A 24111-nucleotide genomic window follows, 5' to 3' on the forward strand; every position below is an offset into this window, starting at 1 on the left:
TCTGAGAAGTGGGCTTCGCGAACTTCTCAGAGGAAGGCACCCGCCCGGAGGCGGCCCTCTCGACCGTTTCGATATGCGGGGGCTGATTTTTTTAATGTATTGGGGACATGGCTGTTGCTGCCTTGGAAACAGGAAGTCTTACTATGGCTAGCCCGAGATACATCGCCGGGGCCGGGGTGCCTGCTTTGTTTTGAGAAGTTCGCGGAGCCCACTTCTCAAAACAAAGCAGGCACCCCGGCCCTCGCCCGTACACTTTTCCGCTGAGCGCGTGATTGCCGCCGTGTACCGAAGGGTTGCCGTTGCAACTTCAAATTGGTGCTATATTCGGCTTGAGTTGTTTAATACTAGTACGGGAGGCTGATATGGGGCTGTTCAAGAAGAAAAACCCGCAGGATGCCTTTGATCCCGATGTGTTTACCATCACGGATACGATTTTGGACCCGCCGCGGTTTACGTTTTTGCCGGCTATCTACCAAGATGCCACGCGCCACAAGTGGGCTGTGCATCAGCGTGGTGCCGAGCCAAAGATCTTTGACTATGCGGATGTGCTGCAGTGCGAGATCGTTGAGACTGGAAATCCCGAGGATGTACCGGAGCTCAGCAATCGTGAGCTCGCTCAGCAGATTCTGATTAATCCAGCTCAGGCTACCAAAAATAACGCCGCCAAGCGTAATATGTGCCTTGGTATGGGTGTCATCGTTGCCGTGCAAACCGGCGAGGATGAGATTTCGAAGCTTGAGATTCCGGTGACCGCGGGCGAAGTCAAGCGAGACTCCGGCCTGTATCGGTCGTATCGGAACGTTGCGGAACAGATTAAGGAAGCCTTCGACGCCATGGGGTGTTCGGAGAAATGATGCCCGCAGCATCAGGCGGTTGAGGAGCCTTGTCCATGTCGAGCGAACCATATGCGATTCCGCCCAAAGATCGCGCCCTTGAGGGCATTCTTTGGTATATCAAACACTATGACTTACAGGGTGGCGATCGGTTGCCTGCCGAGCGCGTGCTCTGCGAAGAGCTGGGCGTATCACGCACGGCGCTTCGTGCTGCCATCACGCGTCTTATATCGTGCGGAACCCTGGAAAGCCGCCGTGGTTCGGGCACCTATGTGTGCCCGCCCAAACCGCTGAACATCTTTCAGGAAACGTGGAACTATACCCAGGCCGTCGAGAGGGTCGGCTCAAAGTCCACCGCACGCCTGATATGGTCAAAGGTCGTGTATGCCGATATCGATTTGGCTCAAAAGGCGCAGATCGATCTGGGTATGCCGCTCTTCTGCATTCGACGCGTTCGCGTGGTCAATGGATCCCCCGCATCGATCGAGACGGCATACGTCAATCTGTCTTTATGTCCCTCGCTTCCCGATCACGATTTTGAGCAAGAGAGCCTCTATGACGTTTTGCTCAAAGAGGGCAATGTCCATGTGACGCACGGCAAGGAGCATATTTCCATCAGCCGCCTGAACGCCGACGAGGCCAAGCTGCTGGATGCCCAGGAGGGCACGCCAGTGTTTTACAAGGCGTCTCACGAACGCGACGAGAACGACGGCTTTGTCGAGTATTGCAAGTCCGTGATTCTGCCGACCAAGTATCGCTTTGCCGATAACGGCGAGGCGGACGGCGTTGCAACGAAGGTGGGTGCCGAATGGCTGAAGCGGTAGGGGACCTGCCGGTCTACAAACAAATCCGCCGCTGTATTGCGGAGCGAATCGAGCGCGGCGACTATCCGACGGGTTCGATGATTCCGTCCGAAAATGAACTGGCCGAGGAGTTTGGCACCACGCGTCTGACAATTCGTAGCGCCATGGACGAGCTGGTCAAGAGCGGTCAGATTCGTCGCGTGCAGGGCAAGGGCGCCTTTGTGGGGCATAAGTGGTTTGATGAGCACGTTCGCAAAGGCGGTTTTCGCCAGACGGTTTTGGCCTCGGGCGCGACGCCATCGGTACGCATCCTCGCGCGTTCCAAACGCTATGCCGGCCTGTACTATGCCGACCTGTTTGGTATCGCCGAGGACGATCTGCTTTACTCGGTGCGCCGTCTTAACTGCATCGATGGCGAGCCCGTGTCGATCGAGATGACGCTGATTCCGTGCCTGCTGTTCCCGGGTATCGAGGATGTCGATATTTCGGTTTTCAGTCTGTACGAAACCTATGACATGTTGGGTCGAAAGCCGGATAAATCGATTGAGAAGCTCGATATCGAGGCTTTGGGCGCACGCGATGCGAGCCTGCTCAATCTTGAGCCAGGAGATCTGGCGCTTGTGCTGGAATGCTTGACTTACGATGCGAGCGGACAGGTCATCGAGTACGCCAAATCCTTTACTCGCGGCGATGCCGGCGGTTATGCCTACAACTATTAGTATCTAGAACGTCCTTGCGCACGGCGAGGACGCTCGTTTTTTTAGGACATGTGTCGCTCGACCGATGAACGGCCAAAACTGACCGTCTACCGAGAGAGGAGGATTAAATCGAAAAATCGGTATTAAAAACGGCTAACCTGTAATCGTTCACTGGTATTAAGAACCTTTGAATTGTTGAGTTTGTGGTCAAGATGACCACAAGGTTAAACGGGACTAATGGGACGGCAAGCCCGTTCGTGTCCGTGCGACAATTCAGACTGCTCGTGAAAGGAGCGGGAATGAAGGAGACCGAGAAGATCGAGATCATGCACTTCGACCAGGAGGGCTACCTCGAGGACGGCAGGAACGTCTACGAGGCCGGCAAGAGGATGACCGCCCTGGCCGACCGCGTGCACGAGGAGGGCTACGACGCCGTCTTCCTGATGGGCGTCGGCGGCACCTGGGACGAGTTCATGCAGCTCGAGTACCTCATGAACAAGTTCGGCGACCGCGACCTCGAGGTCTACCTGATCCACGCCGCCGAGTGGAACGTCATGGGCCACAAGCGCATGACCGAGCGCTCCGTCGTGCTGACCGCCTCCGAGTCCGGCACCACCCCCGAGGTCCTCGAGGCCATCGGCAAGATGAAGGCCATGGGCGTGCGCGTCTACGCCATGACCAACCCGGAGGGCAAGATCGGGCGGGCCGTGGGCGCCGAGAACTGCGTCATGATGGCCTCCGACCACGGCGCCGGCGGCTGCGAGAAGGGCTACTACCTCGCCGACTGCTTCGGCCTGCGCCTGCTCAACCGCCGCGGCTGCTTCCCCAAGTTCGACCTGTTCATCGAGCAGACGAAGGACGTCTGGAAGGACATGCTCGACATCCGCAAGCGCTTCGAGCCGCGCGCCGAGGAGCTCGCGAGGAAGTACGCCCTGGCCGACTACACCATGTTCATCGGCTCGGGCGCCCTGTGGGGCGAGACCATCCTGTACTCCATGTGCCTGCTCGAGGAGATGCAGTGGAAGCGCATCCGCCACATCACCTCGCACGACTTCTTCCACGGCACCCTCGAGCTGCTCGAGCCCGGCGTCCCGGTGTTCCTGTTCATGGGCGAGGACGAGTGCCGCGCCCTGGACGAGCGCGTCCGCGCCTTCCTCACCAGCGGCGTGACCGGCGACGAGGACTACGTCATCATCGACACCGCCGAGTACGCGATCCCGGGCCTGGACGACGACTTCCGCGTCATCGTGTCCCCCTGGATCCTGTCGGTGCTCACCACCGACCGCCTCTCGCGCAACTACGAGCTGGTCACCAAGCACAACCTCAAGTACCGCCGCTACTACCACCAGTTCGACTACTAATTTCATTTGGGGGAAACCGCAATGAGGCAATACATCTTCGCCAGCCACGCGCATTTTGCGACCGGCATCAAGGAGAGCACCGAGCTGCTCTCGGGCGCGCGCGATAACGTCCACGACCTGTCGATGTTTGTCGACGGCCGCACCGACGTCGCCGAGGAGGCCGCCAAGCTCCTGGCGACCTTCGACCCCGCCGACGACGTAATCGTGTGCACCGACCTGTTTGGCGGCAGCGTCAACAACGAGTTCACCAAGATCGTCCAGACGCGCCCCAACACCTACCTGGTTGCCAACATGAATCTGCCGCTGCTGATCCAGCTGCTCTTTTCGGACCAGGAGGCTCCCGCCGATCAGGTTATCCGCGAGATCCTCGCGGCTGACGACACGCGCGTCAAGTTTGTCAACGACCTGCTGACCGATGCGGATGACGAGGAAGAGTTCTAGTCACCGCCTGCTATTAATGGGGCCGGGTTTCCGGCATGAGACCTTTGGGGGTCAATCATGATTCAACTGCTTCGCGTCGACCATCGTCTGCTTCATGGCCAGGTGGCCGTCTCTTGGGTCCAGGGCTTGGGCTCTGACTGCATCTTCTGCGTTGGCGACAAGGTTGCCAACGATCCCGTCTGGAAGACTACGCTCAAGATGGGAAAGCCTGCCAACGCCAAGCTCGTCATCAAGGACATGGAGCACGCCATCGAGGCCATCAACTCCGGTGTTACCGATAAGTACAAGATGATCATCTGCGTCGCCAGCATCGCCGAGGCCAAGCAGCTTGTCGACGGCTGCCCGCAGATCACCTCCATCAATCTGGGCAACACCAAGTCCAAGGACGAGCAGCGTCCCGATGCCCGTAAGATCTCCCGCCAGATCTTTGTGACTGCTGCCGAGGAAGAGGACATTCGTGAGCTCGTCGGCCGCGGTGTCGAGGTCGAGATTCGCGCTCTGGCCGACGACCCCAAGGTCGATGCCCTAAGCGCCCTCTAATTGGGAACCACGGGCGGCGCGCACGGCGCCGCCCCTATTCGTGGGCGTACCGGATAAACGCTTTACCCGTTACCCCCATCTACCGTTCACCGGGAGTACACGCCCGTTGAGCGATTGGTATTAAATAGTTTTCGCATGACTATATAATTGGTATCAAATCATTTGCACCGGTTTAGGTGTTAACAGCACACCGGTACAAGCTGGATCTGTCTGGGCGATTGTCGGCATGGAAAAGGGCGCGCTGACAAGTCGGGAATCGCCGCGCGGATCCAAGAGGGATCAAAGGGAGGAACAATGCTTGTTCAAGCGATCCTCATCGGACTTATCGCTGCCTTCGGTAAGCTCGATTATCAGCTCGGTACGCTCTATGCGTTCCGCCCGATCGTTCTGTGCCCGCTCGTCGGCATAGTCCTCGGGGACCTGCAGTCCGGCCTCGCCATCGGTGCGAGCCTCGAGCTGCTCTTCATGGGTTCTATCTCCATCGGCGCTTACGTGCCGCCCGATGAGTGTATTGGCGGTGTGCTCGCCTGCGCCTTCGCTATTCAGCTGGGTCAGAGCACCGAGGCCGCTATCGCGCTCGCGATGCCCATCGCCACTCTGTGCCTGGCCATCAAGAACGTCGTCAACGCCGGTATGCCCCTTCTGGTCGACCGTGCCGACGTCTTTGCCAGCAAGGGTAACCTCAAGGGTATCTACGCTATGCACTGGATTATCGGTCTCGTGATTGTCGTCCTGGCCTTTATCTTGTGCTCGGTCTCCTTCTATCTGGGTGCCGACGCCGTTCAGGGCCTGCTCGACTTCATCCCGACGTTCGTCCTCGATGGCTTTGGCGTCGCAGCCAACATCCTGCCTGCCATGGGCTTCGCCATGCTCGGCCGTCTGGTGCTTACCAAGCAGCTCGTGCCGTTCTACTTCCTGGGCTTCCTGCTGTGCTCCTATGCCAACGTGCCCGTCCTCGGCGTCGCTCTGATCGCAATCATCATCGGCATCGACAAGTACGACCTGCTGGGCCTTGGTGGCGCCCAGTCCCAGCTTTCTGTGGAAGGGGATGAGGACGATGACTTCTAATTCCGAGAACCAGATTACTCGCTCCGACCTCATTAAGAGCGCCGTGAACACCGGCGCCCTGGGCATGGAATTCTCCTGGACCTACTACAAGCAGATGAACATTGCCTTCTGCCTGATGGTCGCCAACATGCTCAAGAAGATCTATGCCGGCCGTCCCGATGATTACGCCGAGGCCTTGCACCGTCACAGCGCATTCTTCAACATCACCCCGCAGCTCGCTCCCTTCGTGGGTGGCATCGCGATGGCCATGGAAGAAAAGGTCGCTCGTGGCGAGGTTGAGCCCGAGAGCGTCAACGACATCAAGGCCGCCCTCATGGGTCCGCTTTCCGGCCTGGGTGACTCCTTCTTCCTGTCCACCCTGCGCGTCGTCGCCGCTGCCGTGGGCATCAGCCTGTGCCAGGCCGGCAACGTCTTTGGCCCCATCGCCTTCCTGCTCGTCTACAACATCCCGGCGTTCCTGATTCGTATCTTTGGCGCTATCAAGGGTTATGAGCTAGGCATTGGCTTCCTCGACGAGGCTCAGAAGACCGGCCTGATGCAAAAGATCATGGCCTGCGTCGGCATTGTCGGCGTCATGGTCGTCGGCGCCATGAGCAAGGACATGTTCTGGGCTTCGTTGCCCATCGCCATTGGTCAGGGCGACTCCGCCCAGACTCTCCAGGACATCCTGGACGGCATCATGCCCGGTATGCTCGGTATGGCCGCCTTCTGGCTCTACTACTGGCTGCTCTCCAAGAAGATCAACCCGATGGTCCTGATCCTCTGCACCATGGTCGTGGGCATCATCGGCGCTTACTTTGGCGTGCTTGCCTAATATGTTCGAATCGCGCTTCCATCGCGTCTAACGGTTGCGTCGATCTTTGGGGGCTTGTCGCATCTGCGGCGGCCCCCTGTTTTTTAAAACTCCGTACGAAAGGGGAGGGCTATGGTCGTACCCGAGCTTTCGCTCATGAACATCAACCATCGTTACTACAGCATCGAGACGTTTTTTAAGGCGGCCAGCGAGGCGGGCTATCGCAATATCGAGCTGTGGACCGGCTCGATGCACCTGTATGTGGATTGCCATGAGCACGATTCGGTGGATAAGATTCGCGATCTTGCCGCCCAATACGGTATCAAGATCGTGTGCGTGTGCCCCGAGCAGAACAACCCCAAGCCGTGGAACGTCGCGGTGCGCGGTGAGGCGGGCCAAAAACGCATCCTCTCGTACTTTAAGAATGTGATCGACGTTGCCGTTGAGTTGGGCGTGCCGCAGATTCTGGTGACGAGTGGTTGGGCCTATCTGGACGAGCCGGCTGAGGACGCCTGGGCCCGCAGCGTTGCCATGCTGCGCTCGGTGTGCGACTACGCCGATACGCGCGGTATTCGCGTCGCGCTCGAGGCCCTGCAGCCGTCGGAGTCCGTGTTGGTCAACACCGCACAGGATGTCGCGCGCATCCTCGAGGCGGTCGATCGTCCCAACCTGAAGGCCTGTATCGACTTTGGCGCCATGGAAGTTGCCGGCGACACGATCGACGGCTACTTTGAGGTTTTGGGCGACAAGATCGTTCACACCCACTTTGTAGATGTGGGCGGCGGCACGACGCATCTTGCCTGGGGCGACGGCGAGCGTGATATGCGTGCCGACCTCGAGGCACTCATGCGCCACGGCTATACGGGCTATGTCTCGGCCGAGACGTGTGATGGCCGCTACTATCAGGATCCGTCCAAGGCGACGACTCAGGTTATCGAGATGTATCGCCGTGTGACAGCGGAGATGGAAGCCGAATAACTAAACTGCGCGGTTGCGCCGGAAACGCTTGGGCGGGTCTGGCGCAACGCTTTTATAGCTGGCGAGTTGTGGGGAACCCGTTGGCAGTAGCGCTCGAAATAGACAACTATTGGCGTTGTAATACCACTCGGGCGAGGAAACCGACCGTTCGCCGCAAATCTCCGTGAGTTTGGATTGGTATTAAATAACAAGCAATCGTATGGCTATAATTGGTATCAGCAAGAAGCGCGATGTATAGAATTGCGCACATGTGATGGGAGGACACACATGAAGGAGACCGAGAAGATCGAGATCATGCACTTCGACCAGGAGGGCTACCTCGAGGACGGCAGGAACGTCTACGAGGCCGGCAAGAGGATGACCGCCCTGGCCGACCGCGTGCACGAGGAGGGCTACGACGCCGTCTTCCTGATGGGCGTCGGCGGCACCTGGGACGAGTTCATGCAGCTCGAGTACCTCATGAACAAGTTCGGCGACCGCGACCTCGAGGTCTACCTGATCCACGCCGCCGAGTGGAACGTCATGGGCCACAAGCGCATGACCGAGCGCTCCGTCGTGCTGACCGCCTCCGAGTCCGGCACCACCCCCGAGGTCCTCGAGGCCATCGGCAAGATGAAGGCCATGGGCGTGCGCGTCTACGCCATGACCAACCCGGAGGGCAAGATCGGGCGGGCCGTGGGCGCCGAGAACTGCGTCATGATGGCCTCCGACCACGGCGCCGGCGGCTGCGAGAAGGGCTACTACCTCGCCGACTGCTTCGGCCTGCGCCTGCTCAACCGCCGCGGCTGCTTCCCCAAGTTCGACCTGTTCATCGAGCAGACGAAGGACGTCTGGAAGGACATGCTCGACATCCGCAAGCGCTTCGAGCCGCGCGCCGAGGAGCTCGCGAGGAAGTACGCCCTGGCCGACTACACCATGTTCATCGGCTCGGGCGCCCTGTGGGGCGAGACCATCCTGTACTCCATGTGCCTGCTCGAGGAGATGCAGTGGAAGCGCATCCGCCACATCACCTCGCACGACTTCTTCCACGGCACCCTCGAGCTGCTCGAGCCCGGCGTCCCGGTGTTCCTGTTCATGGGCGAGGACGAGTGCCGCGCCCTGGACGAGCGCGTCCGCGCCTTCCTCACCAGCGGCGTGACCGGCGACGAGGACTACGTCATCATCGACACCGCCGAGTACGCGATCCCGGGCCTGGACGACGACTTCCGCGTCATCGTGTCCCCCTGGATCCTGTCGGTGCTCACCACCGACCGCCTCTCGCGCAACTACGAGCTGGTCACCAAGCACAACCTCAAGTACCGCCGCTACTACCACCAGTTCGACTACTAAGAGCTGGCCGCAGGGCCGATATCTTGGCTGGTTGATATCTCGACCCTACACAAGGGCGTCCGCATTCGCGCGGGCGCCCTTTTTGCGTTGCCGTCGGCGCAGGGTGTCCTCGGCGGAAATCTCATCCCGGAATTTCGGCTCAGAGTGGGATGCGGTTTCCGGATGAGGGCGTCCCATTCTGAAGCCCCGAAACGGGACGCGCTTTCCGCTTGGGGTCCGATCCGGAAAGCTCATCCCGTTCCGAGCATCAAATCCGGGACATGCTTTCCGCGCTCCGCCCCTTGCAGAAAGCGCGTCTCCTTCCAAACACAAATCTTGCGGTACAGCTTCTGCAAAGACGCGAAGTGGCCGCTGACAGCAAAGAGGGGCTGCCGAGACAATGCCCGACGGCCACTCCCCTCATAACTTGCTATCGATGCCAATCGCCACAAGGGCGCGGCTGCCTACTTGCTGATCGCGCCCGTCATATAGACAAACTGCACGCGATTTATATGTCCGCCCTGCTCGCCGTTGACAAAGTCCGTCGGCGTAAAGCCGGGGTTGAGCATTTCCTCGATCTTGTCCTTAACGGTGTCGATGACCTGAGTATCGAGATTGCTCGTTCGGTCGGTAAGCTCCTGCATGCCGTTGCCGAGCTCGGATGCGCCGCTGGCAAGCGTACCCGCACCCGAGGAGAGAAGATTCGTGCCGCTGGCAAGGCTAGCAGCACCTGTCTTGAGCTGCGCCGCACCGTTGTTGAGCTGTGATGCGCCGTTGGCAAGCGCGGGCGTGGCACCGTTGAGCTGCTGTGTGCCCGCAGCAAGCTGGTCGGTGCCCGCGGCAAGAGCCGCGGCGCCATCGCTCAGCTGACCCGCGCCCGTTGCTGCAGAGCCAACACCGGCGACAAGACCGGGGTTCACGGCCGTGGGGTTTGCCGGGTTGATCGCGCTGTTCATATAGGCGATGGCTCCGGCCAGGCTCAGCTGTTGGCCATCCTGGACAGTGGTGTAGCCCTGAATGGCGCTATCGAGCGCGGTGACGGCACCCTGGGCGCCGCCCTGGGCGCCGGCCGCCTGGGCCAAAGTCGTAACCTGATCGGTAAGCGTGCCAAACATGGACTCGGCACCCTTAAGGCCCTGCGACACCTGCGTGTTAAGACCCTGCGCGCCCGCAACGGCATTGGATGCAGAATCGAGAAGCGCGGTAAGACCCGTCGCATCGGCGCTCGATGCCGCCGTGGCGGCGGCACCCGCGCTGGTAGCAGCACTGCCGGCACTTGCGGTGGCGGCATCCAGCTGTGCCGTAGCCTCGCTTAGCTTGGCTGCCGCAGCCTTGGCGGAGTCGAGATCCGCCGCGTTATCCAGCGCGTCCTGAGCATCGGCGACCGCCGCCTTGGCAGCGGCAATAGATGCAACGGTGCTCTCGGCGCCAGCCTTTGCGCTCTCGGCGTTAGCCTTTGCCGCATCGTTGCCCATGGCGCTCGCGGCCTGCTTTGCCCCGCCGAGCGCCTGCTGTGCACCGGCAAGGTACTGCCCCTCGCCGCTGAGCGCCGCCGTAAGACCCTGCGGCCCGTACAGCGCGCTGTAGGCGTTGCCCGACGTAGCGGTCACGGCGTCCTGGGCCGCCTTGGCCGCAGCCTGCGCCTTGGCAAGGTTTGCCTCCTGAGCCTGCTTGCCCAGCGTCAGCGCGTCGACGTACGTATCGGACCCAGCGGCAATTCCACTTATGCCGCCCGAGATCTGCTGTGCGCTCCCCTGCAGCTTGGAAAGGCCCGCCGAAAGATCGGACGCACCGCCCTTAAGCTGCACGGCACCGGCATTAACCCCCTCGGCACCGGCATTAAGGTTGCTCACGCCTTCGACCAGCGTGGGGACCTGCGCGTTGAGCTGACTCGTACCCGCCGCGAGCGCAGCGGCGCCACTGGACAGCGTGCCGGCACCGGTATTGGCCGTGGCAAGCGAGGCCGCGAGCGTCTTGACACCGTCGGCAACCTGGCCAGCACCGCTATTGGCCGTAGCAATACCGTTGGAGAGCTCCACGAGCTGGCTCGTATCCATGCTGCTCGAGTCCACATCGATGGCAAGATTCAGCGGCACGCCGACAATCTGCCAGCCATCAAACTCAAAATCCTCAACATCGGTCGTAATGGTGTAGTCTCCGGTGCTGCCGGGAATCACCATGTAGGTAAGCTGCGTGTTGGAGCCGTTGGCAGCAACCGTGGCGCCCTCAGCCTCAATATCGTGTGCCTCGGCATCCTTAAGCTGACCGGTAATCTGAACCAGGTAGTTATCGGCATAATCGCCACCGGTATAGTCGTCATTCTTTTCGACCTTGAGCTTCATGGTGAGCTTGCCGCTCTTGCCCGCCAAATCCTTGGCGTCGATATCGCGGCCATCGAGCTGGTATGCCACGGTGACGTTCCACGGCATCTGAGTGTTCTTGTCCAGATCGCCCTGGTAGACAAAGTCCTGCACTCCCTGGCCCGTAACGGCAACCGACCCGCTGTCGTCCGTTAGTTTTTGAGTCGTCGATAGGTTGGTCACTTTGTTATAGGTGCCGGCATCGTCGATCTTGACGCCCTTATTGGCCTCGAAGCTATTGACCACGTAAACACCCGTGCGATTGCCGTCGGCATCGGTTTTGACGTATACGACCTGGTTTTTCTTATATCCCGGCGTGCTGTTATCGGAGTCCGTCGCCATCTGTTCACTCGTAGCCGAGGCAGCGCTCGTCGACCCTACGCCGTCGGCGAACACAACGGCACCGGGAACGGTAAGGGCCACGGTCAGACCGGCGGCAAGAGCGAGCGCAGCGATGCGCTTATGGGGACGACGTACAAGATCGCGTTGGGCTTTGAGCTCTTTCGAAGCGGTATCAGTGGTATGGGTATGCATTGCGGTATTCCTTCCAACTGCTTTGTAAAACGTTACTGAGCGGAGCCGTCCGCAGCCGATGCCTCGGTGGTATCCGAAACCGGATCCTGGGCATCCTTGGGCAAAAAATGAGCTTTGAGCGTGGTCTTGCCGATGAGGCCATCGAGCACATACAGGAAACCCGGCAGCGCAAAGAGTACGGCGACTAGGGAGATGCTCACGCCGACGCCCAGGAACCAGCCGATCTGCTTGAGCACGCCGTGGCTCGAGATCGCATGGATCAGGAAGCCACTGATCAGCAGAACCGATCCAGAGGTCAAAACAGGAATCGTGCAAGCTTCCATGGTCTCGAGTAGCGCTTCGCGCTTATGCATGGTCACGCGGTCCTCACGATAGCGGTCAGCAATCAGGATGCCGTAGTCGACGGCAACGCCCAGCTGGATGGAGCTCACAATTAAGTAGGCGAGGAAGAACTCGTGCATACCGGTGTAGAGCGGTGCAGCAAAGTTGATCCAGATCGAGGTCTCAATCACGAGCACCAAGATGATCGGCAGGCTCAGCGACTTGGTGGCCAGCAGCAAGACCGCGAACACGGCCACGACGGCGATGAGGTCGACCTTGCCCTTATCGACGGTGATGGTGTCCTTAAGGTCGGTGGTGCTCACGCCCTCGCCGGCGAGCATTGCCTTACCCGGATAATGTTTGTCCGCGATACAACGAATCTTCTTGACCAGCTTAAATGTACTCGGACCCTCGTAGGGCGCGGTAACCGTGAGCACCAAACGGCTGTGGTGCTCTCCCTCCACCAGATCGAGCGTGTCCTTTTCGGCCATGCCCGTGGGGATATAGGGACTCGCAACGTCAACATAGCTCTGGATGGACTTGACCTCGGGGAGCGCCTTGAGCTCATTGGAGAGTGCCTGCTCCTCGCTCACCTCTCCACGGGGAACGAGCACAACGTAGGTATCGGAGTTGCCAAAGACCTCCTTGACCTTGTCCATATCCTGACCAAGCCGCGTATCCGAACCAAAAATGTGCGAAGTGCCGTAGTAGTACGTGATATCGCTGGAGGTCGATGCCACACGCGCAGGGTAAACCACGGCGAGGATCACGACGGCAGCGGGGATACAGACCTTGAGCACCAGACGGGCGAACTTACCCAGCGGCGGGACAAAGGGCCTGTGCTGCGATTTTTGCACAAAGCCATCGAACTGAACGAACATCGAAGGAACAAAGGTAAAGACCGATACCAGGCTGATGGCGATACCCTTTGCAAGGGCAAGACCAAGGTCGGGGCCGATCTTAAACTGCATGGCGGCAAGCGCGATAAAGCCGATGCAGACCGTGCAACCGCTCGAAAACACGGCGACCGAGGACAGGCAGCACGACTGCACCATGTCTTCGGCAACGCTGCCGTGGCGGCCACGCTCCTCGTTAAAGCGGTGCAGCAAAAAGACCGAGAAGTCCAGCGCGATGGCAACCTGCAAAATGGAGCCCGCAGAGTTGGTGACAAAGCTAATCTCGCCAAAGATGAGGTTGGTGCCCCAGTTGATAAACACCGAGACGCCCAGGCCCAGCAGCACCAGGATGGGTTCGGCCCAGCTGGTAGTCGTGATGACCAGAATCACGAAGATAATCGCTATGACAGCGACCGTGATAATGCTGATCTGCTGCTCGGTCGATGTGGTGGCGAGCGCGTTAGACATGGCCGAGCCCGTAATGGCGCCCTCGTCGCCCACGATATCTCGAATAGCGTCGGTTGCCTCGATCTCCTTTTCGGAATTAACCGTCACCGTAAACAGGGCGTTGTTCTTTTTGTAATAGGTCTCAACGGTGTCTTTGTCTTGCGTGGCAAGCGGCTGATCGATATCTGCCGCGTCGTCAAGCCATAGGACCTCCTCGACGCCGTCGACCTTTTTGATTTTGTCCTTGTATTTGAGCGCCTGAGCGATCGAGACATTGGGCACCATAACGCGACAGTTGGGAATGTCACCCTCAAACTCATCACCCATGGTATTCAGAGCGACGGTCGACGCCGCTTCGTCGGGCAGATAGCTCGTAATGTCGTAGTTAACGCCTACAAACTGGCGCAGGAACAGGCATACCAGTGCTGCCACCGCATAGAACGCGATGATGGGTTTGCGGTGCTTCACGACCCATCGAAATAGCTTCTCTTTCAACCTCAATCCTCCATAACGCTCAGCCTATGTTTTGCTCTTTGTTATATTCCACATTTGGTAGTTATACAACATGTGTAGGATAAAGGCGCCATAAAGATATGCGATTGACACGGTCCCGGAGCCAAAACAGCCGCTGCAGAAGCAGTTCGGAAAGTCCTCAGCGGAAACTGCATCCCAGTTTTTAGACGAAAAACGGGATATGGTTTCTGGTTGGCCTAGATAATCGTCAGATTTAGCTGAGCGTCTGCCCCTATGTTTCCAAATGAATACGGCGTGAGCGGCTGCGATGGATTTTCCCCGCAAACACTCTAGTATGCTAAAGTACCCAGAAGACCGGCGGAGCTATGCCGGTCTTCTGTTCTATATGAAACACAGCATGAGGAGGCTCACCAGATGACGGCCACACCGTGGGGATTCCGGGACATATTGCCCGAGGAGGCTCAGGCACGCGAGGAGATCGCATGTACGGTGAAGGGCTGCTTTAGGGAGCATCATTACCTGCCGGTTGAGACGCCGCTGCTCGAGGACAAGGGTTCGCTCGAGGAAGGCGGCCGCATCGCGGACACGCCGTTCAAGCTTTTTGATGACAACGGTCGCCTGCTGGTGGTCCGTCCCGACAACACGCTGCCGATCGTTCGCCTGGTTTCGACTCGCATGCGCGCGGCCGATCTGCCGCTGCGCCTGCGCTATGAGGCGCCGGTGGTTCGCGAATGCCAGCGCAATGCCGGCGGTTCGCGTCAATTTACCCAGCTGGGTTTTGAGCTCATCGGTGCGGGCGATACCGCGGGCGATGTCGAGATCGTCTCGCTGGTGGCCGAGGCCGTTCGCAAGTTGGCGCTGCCCGATGCGCGCATTATCGCAGGTAGCGTGCGCCCGTTTAAGGAGCTGCTCGCGGCGTGCGAGGATCGCGAGCTGGCTGCCGAGGCTCTGCGCTGCGTGCACGCCAACGACTTTGTGGGCCTCGATGCCCGCGTGGCGGCAAGCGCCGAGACCGATGCCGTTAAGGCCGCCGTCAGCGAACTGCCGCGCCTGCATGGTGGGGCCGAAGTGCTCGATCGCGTGGATGCGCTGCTGGCGGCTGCCGGTATTGTCGCGCCGCTCACGCGTGAGCTGCGCGCGCTGGTCGAGGGCCTGGCGCCCGAGGACGCTCAGGTGCTGTCCTTCGACTTTTCCATTATGAATTCTTTCGATTACTACACGGGCCTGGTCTTTAAGGCCTATGCCGGTGGCCTGCCCGATCCGGTGGGCTCGGGCGGTCGCTACGACTCTATCTTTACCGGCGCGTTCGGCGACGGCATCGAGGTGCCGGCGGCGGGCTTCGCCTTTTCGCTCGAGCGTCTGGAGGCCGCGTGCACCTCTGCCGAGGACGCCGCCTCCGATGGTGACCACGCCGTGGGCCGCGGCGCCGAGGGCCCGCTGCGCATCGCCGTGCCCAAGGGCTCGCTTAAGGCCGACACGCTCGACGTGCTCGAGGCCGCGGGCCTGGACGTCTCTGAGCTGCGCGACCCCGGCCGTCACCTGATTGTGCGCGGTCGCGACACACGTGCCGGCGAGGGCGCGGTCGGCGATATCGAGTTTGTCATCGTGCGCCCCAGCGACGCGCCCGCTTTTGTGGGCTGTGGTGGTGCCGATTGCGGCATCTGTGGCTGGGACTCGCTCATCGAGGCAGACCTCAACTTGCTGCAGCTGGTCGATCTGGGCTACGGCCTGTGCACGTTTATCGAGGCGGAGCCTGCATGGCGCGCCGGCCAGGCCGAGCGCAACTATGCCCGCCGCGGGTCGCTTCGCGTGGCCACCAAGTATCCGCGCATCGCGAGTGCCTGGTATGCCGAGCGCGGCGTGAACGCCGATATCGTCTCACTGCACGGCAACATCGAGCTGGGCCCCATCGTCGGCATGACCGATCGCATCGTGGATATTACCGCCACGGGCGCCACGCTGCGCGATAACGACCTGGTCATCACCGGCCGCATCATGGACTGCACGGCCCGCTTCTTTGTCAATCCGGGCGCCGCACGTCTGGATCCGCGCGTACGCAATCTGGCAGATCGCTTGGCGGCAGCCGTGAAGGGCAAGCATTTTGAGCCCGTTGCGGGCTCGGCACAATAGCGCGAGCACTCACGGGCGCCCCAACGTCCGGGCTGCGGGCCGATTGGCGCCGCCGTCCGGCCTCTCGTTTTTCGAACACAACCTCGACCGATAGGGGATACCGAAATGAAGACCATCAAGCTTGCTCCCGGTGAGCGCCTCGTTACCAACCAGCTCAACCGCAAGGGCGTGCTGCCGCAAAACATCGTCGACGCCGCCCGCGATATCGTGGCCAACGTGCGCGCCAATGGCGATGCCGCGGTGCGCGACTACTGTCAGCGTTTTGACGGCGTTGAACTGCAGAGCTTCCGTTTGCCGCAAGAGCAGATCGATGCCGCGCTCGAAGGCCTTGATCCCGCCTTTGTCGCGGCGCTCGAAAAGGCTGCACGCCAGATTCGCGAGTTCCACCAGCGCGAGGTCGAGCAGAGCTGGTTTACCACGCGTGCGGACGGCACCATGCTCGGCGTTAAGGTGACCCCGCTCGCGGCGGCCGGCATCTATGTGCCGGGCGGTCGCGCGCAGTACCCTTCCACCGTGCTTATGAACGCCATTCCCGCCAAGGTGGCCGGCGTCAAACGCGTGGTTATGGTGACCCCGCCGCAGAAAGATGGCCTGATCAGCCCGTATACGCTCGCCGCGGCAAAGCTCGGCGGCGTGGACGAGATCTATATGGTGGGTGGCGCTCAGGCCGTGGCCGCGCTGGCGTACGGCACCGAGACTATTCCGCGCGTCGACAAGATCACCGGCCCGGGCAACGCCTTTGTCGCTGCGGCCAAGCAGATTGTCTCGGGCGACGTGGGTATCGACATGGTCGCTGGCCCCTCCGAAGTCTGCGTGCTGGCCGATGCCACGGCCAAGCCCATGGTGGTCGCGGCCGACCTGATGGCCCAGGCCGAGCACGATCCGCTGGCAGCCTGCTATCTGGTGACCTGCGACGAGCGGTTTGCGCGCGAGGTCGAGGCGGGTATCGACATTCTGGTAGCGCAGTCGCCGCGTGCCGAGATTACGCGTGCTTCGCTCGAAAATGAGGGCGCCATCGTGGTGGCCGCCGACATGGCCGCTGCCGTCGAGGCGGTGAACACCGTGGCGCCCGAGCATCTGGAGCTGCACTGCAAGGATGCGATGGGCCTGCTTGGCGGTATCCGCAACGCCGGTGCCATCTTTGTGGGCGCTTGGAGCTCCGAGCCGCTCGGCGATTACGTTGCTGGCCCCAATCACACGCTGCCGACCGGCGGCACGGCCATGTTCTCCAATCCGCTTTCGGTGGAGGAGTTCGTTAAGCGCTCGAGCGTCATTTGCTATACGCCCGAGGGCCTGCTCTCTGACGCTCCCGCTACGCAGCGCCTGGCCGAGGCCGAGGGCCTGTGGGCGCACGCGCTTTCTGCCGCCCTGCGCCGTCGCGTGTTGGAGCAGGGCGAGGATGCCGTGAGTGCCGAGTCGCTGGCCGCGGCCGACCTGACCAAGGTTGCCTGGCCGGGCGATACGACCGCGACGGTCGCCGAGGGCGTGGACCTGGCGGCGGCGGGCGGTGCCGCTGGCGCGGTCGTCGAGGAGGCCTAATATGGCCGAGCTGACGCCCCGCATGAAGGAGCTCGTCCAGCCTTACCTGGCCGGTATTGAGCCCTACGATCCTAACTTTACGCCCACGCGTATCAACCTATCGGCCAACGAGAACACCTACCCCGTGCCGGCCGGCGTGCGCGAGGCGGTCGACGTCGCCCTGACTGCTACACCGCTCAACCGCTATCCCGACCCCATGTCCAACGACCTGCGCGACGAGCTTGCTGCCTGGCATGGCGTGACGCGCGAGAACATCTGCGTGGGCAACGGCGGCGACGAGCTGCTCTATAACTATCTGCTGGCGTTTGGCGGCGCGGGGAGGACTCTGCTCAACTGCCCGCCGTGCTTTAGCGAGTATGCGTTCTTTGCGTCGCTCTGCCAGACCGAGGTGCGCGACGTGTGGCGCGACCCGGCGACCTTTGAGCTCGACCAAGCTGCTGTGCTCGCGGCCGCGCCCGAGTGCAACCTGGCAATCGTGACCTCGCCCAACAATCCCACGGGTGATGTGGCTCCGCTCGACTTTGTCGCGGCCCTGTGCGATGCGTACCCCGGCATGGTCATGGTCGACGAGGCCTACGTTGAGTTTGCGGACGATTCGTTTGGCGCGGCTACCACGGCGCAGGGGCTTATCGCCGAGCATCCCAACCTGGTGATTCTGCATACGCTGTCCAAGGCGTTTGGCGCCGCCGGCACGCGTCTGGGCTATGTGATCGCGGCGCCCGAGGTCATCGACGTGTTCGCGGCGATTCGCCAGATCTATTCGGTCAACGTGCTGAGCCAGGCGGCAGCACTTGCCTGCGTGCGTGCCCGCGATGCCTACGCACCTGTGGTGGCGCAGGTCGCATCCGAGCGTGAGCGCGAGCTGGCCGCTCTGCGCGTGATGGCTGCCGAGGGTCTGCCCGTGGAGGCGTGGCCGAGCGCGTCGAACTTTGTGCTCGTGCGCACGCCGCATGCCACGCACGTGCGCGAGCGTCTGCGCGACGAGTATTCGATTTTGGTGCGCGACTTTAGCTACGCGCCGGGGCTCGCGGACTGCCTACGCATTACCGTGGGTACCCCGCAGGAAAACGACGAGGTGCTGGCTGCGTTTGCCGCGCTGGTGAAGGAGGAGATGTAGATGGACCGCTATGCCGAGGTGACCCGCAAGACGGGCGAGACCGACATTGTCGTAAAGCTCGACCTGGACGGAAGCGGCGTGTGCGATATCTCGACCGGCGTGCCGTTTTTCGACCACATGCTCAACGCTTTTGGCCGCCATGGTCTGTTCGATCTGACGGTGCACGCGGTGGGCGACGTGGAGGTCGATGCGCACCACACCGTCGAGGACGCGGGTATTGTGCTGGGCGAGGCGTTTTGCCAGGCGCTGGGCGACAAGGCGGGCATTACGCGCTTTGCCGACGCGGCGATCGCCATGGACGAGACACTTGTGATGGCTGCTGTTGATATTTCGGGCCGCGGGCAGGCCTACTGCGAGCTGCCCGTGCCGACCGAGCGCGTGGGCAGCTTCGATACCGAGCTGGCCGTCGAGTTCTTCTACGCCTTTGCGCGTGACGCCAAGCTCACGCTGCACGTGCGCGAGCTGGCGGGCAGCAACTCGCATCACATTATCGAGGCTGCCTTTAAGGCCGTGGGCCGCACGATGCGCCACGCCTGCGAGCTCGATCCCCGCGTGCAGGGCATCCCCAGCACCAAGGGATCGCTGTAACCGTTACAAGGGTAAAACCACCACAAAGGGGACAGGCACCTTTGTGGTGGTTTTGGATGATGAGAAGTGGAGGGGTCGCGTGGGCGAACCGAAGATCGTGGTGGTCGACTACCACAAGGGCAACTTGTCGAGCGTTGTGCGCGGGCTTGCGCGCGCCGGTGCCGTCGCCTGCACGTCGGACGACCCAGAGCAGATCCGTAACGCCGACGGCTTGGTCATCCCGGGCGTGGGCGCGTTCTATGACGCGATCGCCTTTATGCGCCAGAGCGGCGAGGCCGACGCGGTGCTCGATGCCGTCGCCGCCGGAACTCCGCTACTCGGTATCTGCCTGGGCCTTCAGCTATTTTTTGAGCGCGGCAACGAGGGCGTGCCTGCGGACGAGGGCGCGGTTGCCGATGGCAACACCCCCGAGCAGGCTGGCGGTCCCTGGGTCGATGGCCTGGGTATTATGCGTGGCTCGTGCACGCGCTTGAAATCGAGTCGCCTGAAGGTGCCGCACGTGGGCTGGGACCAGGTGCACATGACGCCCGCCGGTGCGGCCGATCCGCTGCTTACTGGTTTTGCCGAGGGTGCCAACATGTACTTCACCCACAGCTACGCGGTGGCCGACGATGCCGATGCCGCCGATGTGCTGGCGCGCACGCACTATACGCGGAGCTTCCCGTGCATCGTGCGCCACGGCAACGTGTGGGGCTGCCAGTTCCATCCCGAGAAATCCTCCGCGCTGGGTCAGCGCATCCTTAAGAACTTCGTGAGCATCGTCGAGGGGGCCGGCCGATGATCCTGTTTCCCGCAATCGATTTGATCGGCGGCAAGGTTGTGCGCCTGGAGCGCGGCGACCGGAGCCGCTGCAAGGTATATTCCGACGACCCCGTTGCCGTTGCCCGCTCGTTTGCCGAGCAGGGCGCAAGCTGGGTGCACGTCGTAGACCTGTCTTCTGCCTTTGGCGAGGACGAGGACACGTGCGCTGCCAACTCGGCGGCGATAAAGGCTATCTGCGGCGTCGACGGCCTGTCTGTGGACGTGGGCGGCGGCGTCCGCTCGCTCGCGCGCATCGACGAGCTGGCCGGCTATGGTGCTCGCCGTATTGCGCTGGGCACCGTGCTGGTGACCGAGCCGGGTTTTGCCGAAGTGGCAGCCCAAGGCTTTGGCGAGTTGCTGGTGGCAGACATTGCCGCGCGCGACGGTCAGGTCAAGGTGAATGGCTGGCGTGACGGTGCGGGTGTGGCGCTCGACGACGCCGTGGCGCAGCTTTCCGAGCTGGGTTTTAAGCATCTGGTGTATACCGACATCGCGCGCGACGGCATGCAGACGGGCATCGACGTAGCGGCGTATCGCCATGTGGCCGAGGTCGCGGGCTTTCCCGTCGTGGCTTCGGGTGGTATCTCGACGCTCGATGACATCCGCGCACTGGTCGCGGTGGGTGAGGGCGCGATTGAAGGTGCCATTACCGGTCGCGCGCTCTACGAGGGCAACTTTACGCTGGCCCAGGCACTGGTCGCCGCCCGAGGGGAGGAGTAGCCCATGCTTACCAAACGCGTGATTCCCTGTCTGGATGTTAAGGACGGCCGCGTGGTCAAGGGCGTCAACTTTGTGAGCCTGCGCGATGCGGGCGACCCGGTGGAGCTGGCGCGCGCCTATGACCGCGAGGGTGCGGACGAGGTCGTATTTTTGGACATTACCGCGACGAGTGACAACCGTGCGACGACCATCGAGATGGCGGCGCACGCGGCCGAGGAGCTCGCTATTCCCTATACCGTGGGCGGCGGCTTTCGCGACCTGGCAGGCATGCGGACCATGGTTGCCGCCGGTGCCGACAAGGTGTCGCTCAACTCTGCCGCCGTGCGCGATCCATCGCTGATTAGCCAGGCTACCGCGGCGTTTGGTAGCCAGGCCGTGGTCGTGGCGATCGATGCCAAGCGTGTGGGGCTGCCCGGGGAGCCGGGCGCCGATAAGTGGGAGGTCTTTACGGCGGGCGGTCGCAACGCTACGGGTATCGACGCGGTGGCGTGGGCCGAGGAGGCGGCTCGTCGTGGCGCCGGCGAGATCCTGCTCACCAGCATGGATCGCGACGGCACCAAGGCCGGCTTTGATTTGGCGCTCACCCGCGCCGTGGCGCGCGCGGTGCCGATTCCCGTCATCGCGAGCGGCGGAGTGGGCACGCTCGAGCATTTTGCCGAGGGCGTGATCGAGGGCGAGGCCGACGCCGTGCTGGCGGCGAGCGTCTTTCACTTTGGAACCTTCAGCATTCGCGAAGTCAAAGAGTATATGGCCTCACAGGGCATTCCTGTGAGATTGGACTTCTAATGCTGCGGCTTGTCCAGGCACCCGACCTTCCGGCTCCAACCCTCCTCGCGTACTTAAGTACGCGTCGTCGGGCTTGTCGCTCGGAATCTCGGGCACCTGGACAACCCTCGCCGACCGGCGATGTTTAAATTGGGGAATTGAAATGAGAGAAATTACTACTCCAGCGGATCTTAAATACGACGCCAAAGGATTGATTCCTTGTGTGGTTCAGCAATATGACACCGGCGAGGTGCTTATGGTTGCTTGGATGAACGAGGAGTCGGTGGGGCTGACGCTCAAGACCGGTACCACGTGGTTTTGGAGCCGCAGCCGTCAGGAGCTCTGGAATAAGGGCGCGACGAGCGGCAACATGCAGGAGGTCAAGGAGCTCTGGGCCGACTGCGATAGCGATACGCTGCTGGTCAAGGTCGACTCGCCGGGTCCGGCCTGCCACACCGGCAACCGTACCTGCTTCTTTAAGAAACTCGCGTAGGACGGGCGCTCGACTAGGCGCTTGGCCAACCAGAAAGGATTGAACTATGGGTGTGCGCACCGCAAACGTTCAGGATGGAAATATCGGAGAGACGTTGACAGGTCTGGCCGAGGTGATTCACGGTCGTCGTGATGCATCGCCGCAGGAGAGCTATACCGCGCGTCTGCTGACCGACGTCGAGGATGAGCTGCTCAAGAAGCTTGCCGAGGAGTCGAGCGAGGTGATCATGGCCTGCAAGGATAACGATCACGACCACATCCGCTACGAGGCCGGCGACCTGGTCTACCACCTGCTCGTGACGCTTGAGCGCTACGGCATCACCCTCGACGAGCTGGCTGGCGAACTCAACGCCCGCCGCCACTAGTCATTGGGGACGTTCTTAAACGACTAGTTAGGCGAGGGGTGTGGATTCCCATTCGCCGGTGGCGTGGGGGACGTCGAAGGTTCGGTAGCCACAGTCGTAGGCGTGTGCCTGGGCCTCACGGATGTTCCAGCAGATGTCGCAGGCGCGGTGTGCGTCCGAGCCAAAAGTGATCGGCACCTCGGCGTGGGCAAAGCAACGCAGCAATCCGGTCGCGGGATAGTAGTCGTCGAGGCCCTTGCGCGGTGCGGCGGTCGAGACCTCAACGCGGCGGCCCGTATCGTGCGCGCACTCGGCCATCTGCTGCCAAAACGGTGCGGGGTCAAAGTCGGGCGCAAAGCCTTCCTTCGAAAAGCGCATGACCAGGTCGGGGTGAGCCATCACATCAAAGTTGAGCGGGCTCTCGCAGGCGCGGCACCAGTCATCGACATAGCGCTCCCACACGCCGCGCACGCCTAAGTTATCCCAAACATGCAGGTCGGTGTCATCGTCGATCCAGCCGCAGCGCGAATCGGGCGTATCGGGACGAGCGACGTCCTCCGTCCCCGTCGTCCCCGCGGCGCCTGCCGCAATATCTCCCGGGTTGCCAATCCAATGCACGCTGCCCAGGCGTACGACGGCGCCCTGGGACCAGCGCTCAACCAAAGGCTCGCAGCCCTCGTACCAATCGCATTCAAAGCCATAGATAAAGCTGAGCTCCGGCACAATCTGCGCGGCAAGCTTGCGAGCATCCTCAAAAGCCAGACGATGTACCGGCAGGTCGCCCTCAGTAACCTGCACTTCGCAGTTGGCATCCATGCTGGCGGGCAGGGTGAGATGGTCGGTCGAGACCATGACGCGGCAGCTGGCCGCAGCAGCGGCGCGAACGTTGTCCTCAAACGAGGCATGTCCGTCCGAAAACGAGGTGTGGGTATGGCAATCGACCATCGGGCAAGCAGACATGGCAGCTCCTTTGCGTCAAGCGAATCCGCTCCATTGTAATGGTGTAGCTTTTAACACGCCGGGCACGCCGGAGCTCGAAATCGATTGGAAAGGCTGTGCGGTGCGCGGCGCGGCCTCGCTTGCGCTCTCAAAACATGTACATCAGCCTCCAAAAGCTGCAGAAAATGACATGTTTGGAGGCTGATGTACATGTTTGGATAGGGGCGAGGGCGGCGACGGACGAAAGTCACGCTTGTGCCACGTCCGATGTGCTAGCGTTTGGATGAACAAAACGAGCCCGCGCGGAAAGGAGCCGGACCGTATGCCATGCGATAGCACATCTCCGCTGTCCCGCGAGACCGATGCGCCCGAGACCATCGTCAAGCTGGAGTGCGACATCGACGATGCGTCGCCCGAGGTACTCGCCTATGCCGCCGACCGCCTGCGCGAGGCAGGCGCCCGCGAGGTGCACTGGCTGCCTCTCTACTGCAAAAAAGGCCGCCCCGGCTGGCAGCTGCAGGTGATCTGCTCGCACGAGGATATCGAGCGCCTACAGACGATTATCTTTTTGGAGACCACGACCAACGCCGTTCGTCGCCAGGTGATGGAACGCGTTTGCCTACCGCGCCGATTCGAGCAGGTGACAACGCCTTGGGGCGAGGTATCCGTTAAGGTGGCGACTCTGCCCGACGGCAGCGAGCGCGCGGCTCCCGAGTACGAGGATTGCGCCCGTCTTGCCCGCGAACATGGCGCGCCGCTCCAACGCGTGATGCAGGCGGCTCAGAGCGCGGCGCTGCGATTTGAGTAACACGGTAGATGGG

General features: G+C 61.4%; 23 protein-coding genes. 20 read left to right on the forward strand and 3 right to left on the reverse strand.

Annotated elements, in window-relative coordinates:
* Positions 1–362 precede the first annotated feature (362 nt).
* The 10 genes from ABHT90_RS05615 to ABHT90_RS05660 all read left to right on the forward strand — a co-directional run bounded on the left by ABHT90_RS05615 (position 363) and on the right by ABHT90_RS05660 (position 8844).
* On the forward strand, positions 363–854 hold the full coding sequence (locus ABHT90_RS05615) for a hypothetical protein (RefSeq protein WP_346981895.1): 492 nt from the start codon (positions 363–365) through the stop codon (positions 852–854).
* A gap of 35 nt (positions 855–889) precedes the next feature.
* On the forward strand, positions 890–1657 hold the full coding sequence (locus tag ABHT90_RS05620; protein ID WP_346981896.1) for a GntR family transcriptional regulator: 768 nt from the start codon (positions 890–892) through the stop codon (positions 1655–1657).
* Positions 1642–2355: a GntR family transcriptional regulator gene (locus ABHT90_RS05625; protein ID WP_346981897.1), complete on the forward strand. Its 714-nt coding sequence runs from the start codon at positions 1642–1644 to the stop codon at positions 2353–2355. The genes ABHT90_RS05620 and ABHT90_RS05625 overlap by 16 nt, the downstream gene beginning before the upstream one ends.
* Positions 2356–2633: 278 nt before the next feature.
* Entirely contained in the window at positions 2634–3695 is a 1062-nt protein-coding gene (locus tag ABHT90_RS05630; protein WP_346981898.1) for an SIS domain-containing protein, read from the forward strand.
* 21 nt (positions 3696–3716) lie between these two features.
* Entirely contained in the window at positions 3717–4136 is a 420-nt protein-coding gene (locus ABHT90_RS05635; protein WP_006235880.1) for a PTS sugar transporter subunit IIA, read from the forward strand.
* Between the two features lie 57 nt (positions 4137–4193).
* The gene (locus ABHT90_RS05640; protein WP_346981899.1) at positions 4194–4676 is read left to right on the forward strand and encodes a PTS sugar transporter subunit IIB; all 483 of its coding nucleotides are present in this window, start codon (positions 4194–4196) and stop codon (positions 4674–4676) included.
* Between the two features lie 294 nt (positions 4677–4970).
* Positions 4971–5744 carry a PTS mannose/fructose/sorbose/N-acetylgalactosamine transporter subunit IIC gene (locus ABHT90_RS05645; RefSeq protein ID WP_006235882.1) on the forward strand — a complete coding sequence of 258 codons (774 nt, stop codon included), beginning with the start codon at positions 4971–4973 and terminating at the stop codon, positions 5742–5744.
* A complete protein-coding gene (locus tag ABHT90_RS05650; protein WP_006235883.1) occupies positions 5725–6558 on the forward strand; it encodes a PTS system mannose/fructose/sorbose family transporter subunit IID in 834 nt (277 codons plus the stop codon). Before ABHT90_RS05645 ends, ABHT90_RS05650 begins: the two co-directional genes overlap by 20 nt.
* A gap of 111 nt (positions 6559–6669) precedes the next feature.
* Entirely contained in the window at positions 6670–7515 is an 846-nt protein-coding gene (locus ABHT90_RS05655) for a sugar phosphate isomerase/epimerase family protein (RefSeq protein WP_346981900.1), read from the forward strand.
* Between the two features lie 267 nt (positions 7516–7782).
* Positions 7783–8844: an SIS domain-containing protein gene (locus tag ABHT90_RS05660; RefSeq protein ID WP_346981898.1), complete on the forward strand. Its 1062-nt coding sequence runs from the start codon at positions 7783–7785 to the stop codon at positions 8842–8844.
* Between the two features lie 443 nt (positions 8845–9287).
* On the opposite strand, the gene ABHT90_RS05665 is transcribed toward ABHT90_RS05660, so the two are convergent.
* On the reverse strand, positions 9288–11717 hold the full coding sequence (locus ABHT90_RS05665) for a hypothetical protein (protein WP_346981901.1): 2430 nt from the start codon (positions 11715–11717) through the stop codon (positions 9288–9290).
* Positions 11718–11749: 32 nt separating this feature from the next.
* Complete coding sequence (locus tag ABHT90_RS05670; protein ID WP_346981902.1) at positions 11750–13876, reverse strand: efflux RND transporter permease subunit; 2127 nt, start codon at positions 13874–13876, stop codon at positions 11750–11752.
* A gap of 393 nt (positions 13877–14269) precedes the next feature.
* Between ABHT90_RS05670 and hisG the strand changes: the two genes are divergently transcribed.
* The 9 genes from hisG to hisE all read left to right on the forward strand — a co-directional run bounded on the left by hisG (position 14270) and on the right by hisE (position 22372).
* Complete coding sequence (hisG, locus tag ABHT90_RS05675) at positions 14270–15985, forward strand: ATP phosphoribosyltransferase (RefSeq protein ID WP_346981903.1); 1716 nt, start codon at positions 14270–14272, stop codon at positions 15983–15985.
* 105 nt (positions 15986–16090) lie between these two features.
* A complete protein-coding gene (gene hisD / locus ABHT90_RS05680) occupies positions 16091–17524 on the forward strand; it encodes a histidinol dehydrogenase (protein ID WP_346981904.1) in 1434 nt (477 codons plus the stop codon).
* Position 17525: 1 nt separating this feature from the next.
* Positions 17526–18641, forward strand: coding sequence for a histidinol-phosphate transaminase (hisC, locus tag ABHT90_RS05685; RefSeq protein WP_346981905.1), 1116 nt, complete (start codon positions 17526–17528; stop codon positions 18639–18641).
* A complete protein-coding gene (gene hisB, locus ABHT90_RS05690) occupies positions 18642–19229 on the forward strand; it encodes an imidazoleglycerol-phosphate dehydratase HisB (RefSeq protein ID WP_006235888.1) in 588 nt (195 codons plus the stop codon).
* 79 nt (positions 19230–19308) lie between these two features.
* Positions 19309–20010, forward strand: coding sequence for an imidazole glycerol phosphate synthase subunit HisH (locus ABHT90_RS05695; protein ID WP_040359809.1), 702 nt, complete (start codon positions 19309–19311; stop codon positions 20008–20010).
* Positions 20007–20750 (forward strand): 1-(5-phosphoribosyl)-5-[(5-phosphoribosylamino)methylideneamino]imidazole-4-carboxamide isomerase, encoded by a 744-nt coding sequence (locus ABHT90_RS05700; RefSeq protein ID WP_238057621.1) that lies wholly within the window; start codon positions 20007–20009, stop codon positions 20748–20750. The genes ABHT90_RS05695 and ABHT90_RS05700 overlap by 4 nt, the downstream gene beginning before the upstream one ends.
* A gap of 3 nt (positions 20751–20753) precedes the next feature.
* The gene (gene hisF, locus ABHT90_RS05705; protein ID WP_346981906.1) at positions 20754–21536 is read left to right on the forward strand and encodes an imidazole glycerol phosphate synthase subunit HisF; all 783 of its coding nucleotides are present in this window, start codon (positions 20754–20756) and stop codon (positions 21534–21536) included.
* Positions 21537–21678: 142 nt separating this feature from the next.
* On the forward strand, positions 21679–22008 hold the full coding sequence (gene hisI, locus ABHT90_RS05710) for a phosphoribosyl-AMP cyclohydrolase (protein WP_006235892.1): 330 nt from the start codon (positions 21679–21681) through the stop codon (positions 22006–22008).
* Positions 22009–22054: 46 nt separating this feature from the next.
* Positions 22055–22372, forward strand: a complete 318-nt coding sequence (hisE, locus tag ABHT90_RS05715; RefSeq protein ID WP_148332629.1) for a phosphoribosyl-ATP diphosphatase — start codon at positions 22055–22057, stop codon at positions 22370–22372.
* 27 nt (positions 22373–22399) lie between these two features.
* Here the strand turns inward: hisE and ABHT90_RS05720 are convergent, their stop codons facing one another.
* Positions 22400–23311, reverse strand: a complete 912-nt coding sequence (locus ABHT90_RS05720; protein ID WP_346981907.1) for a PHP domain-containing protein — start codon at positions 23309–23311, stop codon at positions 22400–22402.
* A 301-nt stretch (positions 23312–23612) separates the two neighbouring features.
* Between ABHT90_RS05720 and larC2 the strand changes: the two genes are divergently transcribed.
* Complete coding sequence (gene larC2, locus ABHT90_RS05725) at positions 23613–24098, forward strand: nickel pincer cofactor biosynthesis protein LarC2 (protein WP_346981908.1); 486 nt, start codon at positions 23613–23615, stop codon at positions 24096–24098.
* The last annotated feature ends 13 nt before the right edge of the window (positions 24099–24111 follow it).

It is taken from the genome of Collinsella aerofaciens, from assembly GCF_039758815.1.
Lineage (GTDB): Bacteria > Actinomycetota > Coriobacteriia > Coriobacteriales > Coriobacteriaceae > Collinsella > Collinsella aerofaciens_BP.

Excerpts from the sequence above, each read along its gene's own strand:
- ABHT90_RS05615 (WP_346981895.1), top strand. The coding sequence starts at position 363 with ATGGGGCTGTTCAAGAAGAAAAACCCGCAGGATGCCTTTGATCCCGAT.
- ABHT90_RS05620 (WP_346981896.1), top strand. The coding sequence starts at position 890 with ATGTCGAGCGAACCATATGCGATTCCGCCCAAAGATCGCGCCCTTGAG.
- ABHT90_RS05625 (WP_346981897.1), top strand. The coding sequence starts at position 1,642 with ATGGCTGAAGCGGTAGGGGACCTGCCGGTCTACAAACAAATCCGCCGC.
- ABHT90_RS05630 (WP_346981898.1), top strand. The coding sequence starts at position 2,634 with ATGAAGGAGACCGAGAAGATCGAGATCATGCACTTCGACCAGGAGGGC.
- ABHT90_RS05635 (WP_006235880.1), top strand. The coding sequence starts at position 3,717 with ATGAGGCAATACATCTTCGCCAGCCACGCGCATTTTGCGACCGGCATC.
- ABHT90_RS05640 (WP_346981899.1), top strand. The coding sequence starts at position 4,194 with ATGATTCAACTGCTTCGCGTCGACCATCGTCTGCTTCATGGCCAGGTG.
- ABHT90_RS05645 (WP_006235882.1), top strand. The coding sequence starts at position 4,971 with ATGCTTGTTCAAGCGATCCTCATCGGACTTATCGCTGCCTTCGGTAAG.
- ABHT90_RS05650 (WP_006235883.1), top strand. The coding sequence starts at position 5,725 with ATGAGGACGATGACTTCTAATTCCGAGAACCAGATTACTCGCTCCGAC.
- ABHT90_RS05655 (WP_346981900.1), top strand. The coding sequence starts at position 6,670 with ATGGTCGTACCCGAGCTTTCGCTCATGAACATCAACCATCGTTACTAC.
- ABHT90_RS05660 (WP_346981898.1), top strand. The coding sequence starts at position 7,783 with ATGAAGGAGACCGAGAAGATCGAGATCATGCACTTCGACCAGGAGGGC.
- ABHT90_RS05665 (WP_346981901.1), bottom strand. The coding sequence starts at position 11,717 with ATGCATACCCATACCACTGATACCGCTTCGAAAGAGCTCAAAGCCCAA.
- hisG (WP_346981903.1), top strand. The coding sequence starts at position 14,270 with ATGACGGCCACACCGTGGGGATTCCGGGACATATTGCCCGAGGAGGCT.
- hisD (WP_346981904.1), top strand. The coding sequence starts at position 16,091 with ATGAAGACCATCAAGCTTGCTCCCGGTGAGCGCCTCGTTACCAACCAG.
- hisC (WP_346981905.1), top strand. The coding sequence starts at position 17,526 with ATGGCCGAGCTGACGCCCCGCATGAAGGAGCTCGTCCAGCCTTACCTG.
- hisB (WP_006235888.1), top strand. The coding sequence starts at position 18,642 with ATGGACCGCTATGCCGAGGTGACCCGCAAGACGGGCGAGACCGACATT.
- ABHT90_RS05700 (WP_238057621.1), top strand. The coding sequence starts at position 20,007 with ATGATCCTGTTTCCCGCAATCGATTTGATCGGCGGCAAGGTTGTGCGC.
- hisF (WP_346981906.1), top strand. The coding sequence starts at position 20,754 with ATGCTTACCAAACGCGTGATTCCCTGTCTGGATGTTAAGGACGGCCGC.
- hisI (WP_006235892.1), top strand. The coding sequence starts at position 21,679 with ATGAGAGAAATTACTACTCCAGCGGATCTTAAATACGACGCCAAAGGA.
- hisE (WP_148332629.1), top strand. The coding sequence starts at position 22,055 with ATGGGTGTGCGCACCGCAAACGTTCAGGATGGAAATATCGGAGAGACG.
- ABHT90_RS05720 (WP_346981907.1), bottom strand. The coding sequence starts at position 23,311 with ATGTCTGCTTGCCCGATGGTCGATTGCCATACCCACACCTCGTTTTCG.
- larC2 (WP_346981908.1), top strand. The coding sequence starts at position 23,613 with ATGCCATGCGATAGCACATCTCCGCTGTCCCGCGAGACCGATGCGCCC.